The organism is Segeticoccus rhizosphaerae, from assembly GCF_009192725.1.
Taxonomy (GTDB): Bacteria; Actinomycetota; Actinomycetes; order Actinomycetales; family Dermatophilaceae; genus Segeticoccus; species Segeticoccus rhizosphaerae.
Genome location: NZ_VOHR01000302.1, coordinates 1 through 4,521, shown reverse-complemented (window position 1 = coordinate 4,521; position 4,521 = coordinate 1). Strand labels below are relative to the sequence as shown.

Here is a 4,521-nt window from a genome sequence, read left to right as displayed (position 1 = left end):
TGGTCGCCCGGGCGGCGGACGCGGCCGCCGGCCATCCCGTCGCCAGCGCGGATGCGGAGGCCGACGGCATCGTGCTGCTGGCCGACAAGCGGCGCCTCGAGCAGGTCGTGACCAACCTCGTGACCAACGCGCAGGTGCACGGCGGGGGCTGCCTGGGGGTGCGGGTCCACACCGAGGGCACCTGGGCGCGCATCGAGGTCGACGACGGGGGTCCGGGCGTGCCCGAGGACCAGCGTGTCCGTCTCTTCGAACGCTTCGTCCGCGGTCGGAGCGCACAAGGGACAGGGACCGGCCTCGGACTGGCCATCGTGGCGCGCCACACCCGGGCGATCGGGGGAAGGGTGCACGTCGAGGACCGGCCCGGGGGTGGCGCGCGTTTCGTGGTCTGGTTGCCCTACGAGCGGCCGCAGCGGGGGGAGCCATGAGGGCGCGGGCGGTCAGGCTGGCCGCGGCCGGTCTCACGCCCGCCCTGCTGGTCCTGTCAGGCTGTGGAGTCGGTCCCCAGCCTCACCCGGTCTCCCTCGGCTCGGCGACTCCGAGCTGGGCGCCGACGGGGGCGAGCGGCGCATCCTCGGAGCTACCCGGAACGGCCCTGCAGATCGCGTTGTTCCTGGTGCGCGACGGCAAGCTGGTCCGAGTCTGGCGGCCGTCGCCGCGGGGCCAGGACCTGTCCGCGGTCCTTGCCACTTTGGTCGATCGTCCCACTCCCGACGAGAAGGCGCGGCACCTGCGCACCGCGATCCCCGCCACTGCGACCCGCATCCGGGTCAGCATCGAGGACGGCGTCGCCCTGGTCCAGGTGCCCGCGGGCTTCGACACCCTGCCCAACTCCGAGCGCGTGCTGGCCGTCGCCCAGGTCCTCTACACTCTCACTGCTCAGCTACCGGTTGGAAGCATGCGTCTCGTCAGGGGCAAGCACCTGCTCGACACCCCCGTCGGCTCGGGGCGGCTGGTCTCACGCCCGGTCAGGCGGCAGGACTTCGCCGCCTTGGCTCCCGGCGTCTCTTGAATCGCGAGCGTCACCAACCGCGTTCGCGCCATTCATGAAGGTGCGGTCGCTCGGTCCCCAACATGGTGTCCTTGCCGTGTCCCGGGTAGACCCACGTGTCGTCGTCGTAGACGTCGAAGACCCGGGCCTCGAGGTCGGACATGAGCGAGGCGAAGTCGGCCGCCGCCCAGGTCTTCCCGGGGCCGCCGGGAAAGAGCGAGTCACCGGTGAACAGGTGGGCGCCTCCGGCCGGGTCGGCATACGCGAGCGCCACCGAGCCGGGTGTGTGGCCACGCAGCTGTATGACGTCGAGCTCGATCGCGCCGAAGGTCACCCGGTCGCCGTGGGCCAGCCGGAGGTTGGGTATGACGGGCAGCGCGTCCGCGTCGGGCGCGCCCGCGGCCGTGGTGGCCCCTGTGGCCCCCGCGATCTCGGGCAGCGCCCGGTGGTGGTCCCAGTGCTGGTGGGTCGTGACGATGGTGTCGACGGCCCCGGTGCCCTCGGTGATGAGCTTCTGGATCCGGGAGGCGTCGTCCGCGGCGTCGATGAGCAGCTGCTCGCCGGTCTCCCGGCAGGTGAGCAGGTAGACGTTGTTGTCCATCCTCGACACGCTCGCCTTGCGGATGGTGAGTGCGTCCAGCTCCCGGACGTCGCTGCGTCCGCCGGGCTGCACGGATCCGGTGTAGGTCATGACTCGATCCTGTCAGAGCCTTGTGCCGCAGCTCCTCCGCGGCAGGTGGCTCCGCTCCAGCTTCGCCGCTGTCGTCGCGGCTCAGGCGTGGCCGCTGTGGGCGACCGTGGCGCCCTGCTCGGCCTCCTGCAGGGTGAGCGCGGCGCCCACGAGGGCGAGGTGGGAGAAGGCCTGTGGGAAGTTGCCGACCATCCGGGAGTCGCCGGGGTCGTACTCTTCGGAGAGCAGGCCGAGGTCGTTCACGAGGGAGACGAGACGACGCATGAGTGCGTGGGCGTCGTCGACTCGACCGCTCAGGGCGTAGGCGGAGACCAGCCAGAAGGAGCACGCGAGGAAGGGGTGCTCGTCGCCGGGGAGGCCGTCGACGCCCGCCGAGGTGCGGTAGCGCAGCACCAGCCCGTCACGCAGCAGCTCGCGCTCGACCGCCTCGATGGTGCCCCTGACGCGCTCGTCGTCCGCGGGCAGGAAGCCGACGATGGGGATCACCAACAGCGACGCGTCCACCTCTGTCGTGTCGTAGTGCTGGGTGAACGTCCCGGCGGCCTCGTTGTAGCCGTGCTCGAGGATCTCGTCCCGGACCTTGTCGCGGATCTTGCGCCAGCGGTCGACCGATCCGGGCAGGCCGTGCTGCTCGACGGCGGTGATGGCCCGGTCGAAGGCGACCCACACCATCACCCGCGAGTGGGTGAAGTGCCGCAGCGGGCCCCGGATCTCCCACAGGCCGTTGTCGGGCTGGTCCCAGTGCTCGGCGAGCTCGTCGACCAGCACCCGCTGCAGCGCCCATGACGCCCCGTGCTCCTCGACGCCCGCGAGCCGGGCCTTGTCCAGCGCGTTCATCACCTCGCCGAGGACGTCGGTCTGGCGTTGGTGGACCGCACCGTTGCCGATGCGGACGGGGACGGAGCCGGCGTAGCCGTCCAGGTGGTCCAGCTCGCGCTCGGGCAGCTCCCGGTCGCCGTCAACGCTGTACATGATCTGCATGTCCTGGGGGTCTCCCGCCACCGCGCGGAGCAACCAGGCGCGCCACAGCTCGCTCTCGGCGGCGAAACCGCAGCCCAGCAACGACTGCAGTGTGAGCGACGCGTCGCGCAGCCAGCAGAAGCGGTAGTCCCAGTTGCGGGTCCCGCCGAAGTCCTCCGGCAGCGAGGTCGTGGGAGCCGCGACGATGCCCCCGGTCTCGGCGTGGGTGAGCAGCCGCAGCACCAGCAGCGAGCGGCGCACGGCCGCGTCATAGGGCCCGGTGTGCTGGTAGCTCGACAGCCAGTGCTCCCACCGGGAGACGGTCGACTCGAGGCGCGCGTCGTAGTCGAGCGCCGGGGGGATCTCCCGCCAGGAGTGGAACCAGGTCGCGGAGAAGGCGATCTCCTCGCCCTCGTGGACGTCGAACTCGTCGGAGTGCCGGCCGTCGAAGGCGCGGGGCAGGCGCTCCCCCCGCAGGACCAGCATGTCGGATCCGGCGATCGCGCTGAGGACCGTCGCGCCCTCGACGTCGGGCTGACGCCGGACCCACGGACGCACCTTGCCGTAGTCGAAGCGGACCACCCAGTCGTGCTGCATCCGCACCGTGCCGGACACTCCCTTGATGATGCGCACCAGGTCGGCCCGGCCGTCGCCGTCGGGCATGAAGTCGGTGACGGTGACCACGCCGTCCTTGGTCTCGTGCCTCGTCTCGAGGACGAAGGTGTTGCCGAGGTAGCGGCGGGTGGACGTCGCCTCGTCGACGGGTGCGAGCAGCCAGCGGCCGTTGTCGGGGCGCCCGACGAGGGCGGCGAAACAGGCGGGGGAGTCGAAGCGGGGGAGGCAGAGCCAGTCCACCGAGCCTCCGCGGCTCACCAGGGCGCACGTGCCCCTGTCACCCAGTACGGCGTAGTCCTCGATCGGCGTCGTCATGCCTGCACCGTAGAGGGGGAGGTCAAGGACGCGCAGGTTCACCCGCTTGTCCACGCCCTGAAATCGACGTCTCACTCCGCGGCCGCGGGAGCTAACGTCGGCTCGTGCCCACCCGTCAGGACCCGACCTCCGAACGGCGCCGTTGGGTCATGCTGGCGCTCGGCACCGGTGCGCAGACCATCGTGTGCTCGCTGCTGTTCGGGTTGCCCTTCCTGTTGCCCTACCTGCGTCGCACGGAGGGCGTCGACCTCGCTGCCGGCGGTGCCTTCGTGGCGGCGCCGTCGCTGGGGCTGTTCCTCACCCTGGTCGCGTGGGGCGCCTTCGCCGACCGGTACGGAGAGCGGCTGGCCATCGCGCTCGGGCTCGCCCTGACCGGCCTCACCGGACTCGGTGCCGCGGCGGCGGGTGGGCTGGGGACCCGTGCGGTGCTGCTCGTCCTCGTGGGCGCGGCGGGCGCCTCGGTGAACTCCGCGAGCGGGCGCCTCGTGATGGGCTGGTTCGCGCCACGGCAACGAGGGGTTGCCATGGGGATCCGCCAGATGGGTCAGCCACTCGGCGTGGCCCTGGGCGCCGCGGCGCTCCCGCCTCTGGCCCAGCGAGGTGGACTGGAGCTGGCCCTCGGCGTCCCGGCGGTGGGTTGTCTCGCGGTCATGCTGCTCGTGGCCGTGTTCGCGGAGGACGCGCCGCACCCCGTCACGTCCACTGCCGGGGCTGGGACGGCGGCTGGTGCCGCAGGCGGCGTGTCCGGGAAGGTGCCGTCGCCCTACCGCACCACGCAGCTGTGGCGGGTGCACGTCGCAAGCGCTCTGCTCGTGGTGCCGCAGTTCACCACCGCGTCGTTCTCGGCGGAGTTCCTCGTCTCCGAGCGCGGCTGGGACGCGCAGACTGCCGGGCGGGTGCTCGCGGTGGTGGCCCTCGGCGGCGCCGGCGGCCGGCTGGTCGCGGGGCGCTG

The 4,521-nt window shown here is 72.1% G+C and carries 5 protein-coding genes; 3 read left to right on the top strand and 2 right to left on the bottom strand.

The window, feature by feature from the left end; all coding sequences use genetic code 11:
• Positions 1-425 (top strand): sensor histidine kinase (locus FRW57_RS17765; RefSeq protein WP_162529408.1); only part of this gene is annotated, 425 nt, incomplete at its 5' end.
• Entirely contained in the window at positions 422-1,009 is a 588-nt protein-coding gene (locus FRW57_RS17760; protein ID WP_137121543.1) for a GerMN domain-containing protein, read from the top strand. The genes FRW57_RS17765 and FRW57_RS17760, both read left to right, overlap by 4 nt.
• A 10-nt stretch (positions 1,010-1,019) precedes the next feature.
• Here the strand turns inward: FRW57_RS17760 and FRW57_RS17755 are convergent, their stop codons facing one another.
• Together FRW57_RS17755 and FRW57_RS17750 are read right to left on the bottom strand one after the other, a co-directional pair.
• On the bottom strand, positions 1,020-1,679 hold the full coding sequence (locus FRW57_RS17755) for an MBL fold metallo-hydrolase (RefSeq protein WP_137121544.1): 660 nt from the start codon (positions 1,677-1,679) through the stop codon (positions 1,020-1,022).
• Between the two features lie 81 nt (positions 1,680-1,760).
• A complete protein-coding gene (locus tag FRW57_RS17750) occupies positions 1,761-3,569 on the bottom strand; it encodes a glycoside hydrolase family 15 protein (RefSeq protein WP_137121545.1) in 1,809 nt (602 codons plus the stop codon).
• A gap of 104 nt (positions 3,570-3,673) precedes the next feature.
• Between FRW57_RS17750 and FRW57_RS17745 the strand changes: the two genes are divergently transcribed.
• Positions 3,674-4,521: MFS transporter (locus FRW57_RS17745; RefSeq protein WP_152186620.1), on the top strand; the 848-nt coding region annotated here is incomplete at its 3' end.

Coding starts and splice junctions, on each gene's coding strand:
- FRW57_RS17755 (WP_137121544.1), bottom strand. CDS start 1,679: ATGACCTACACCGGATCCGTGCAGCCCGGCGGACGCAGCGACGTCCGG.
- FRW57_RS17760 (WP_137121543.1), top strand. CDS start 422: ATGAGGGCGCGGGCGGTCAGGCTGGCCGCGGCCGGTCTCACGCCCGCC.
- FRW57_RS17750 (WP_137121545.1), bottom strand. CDS start 3,569: ATGACGACGCCGATCGAGGACTACGCCGTACTGGGTGACAGGGGCACG.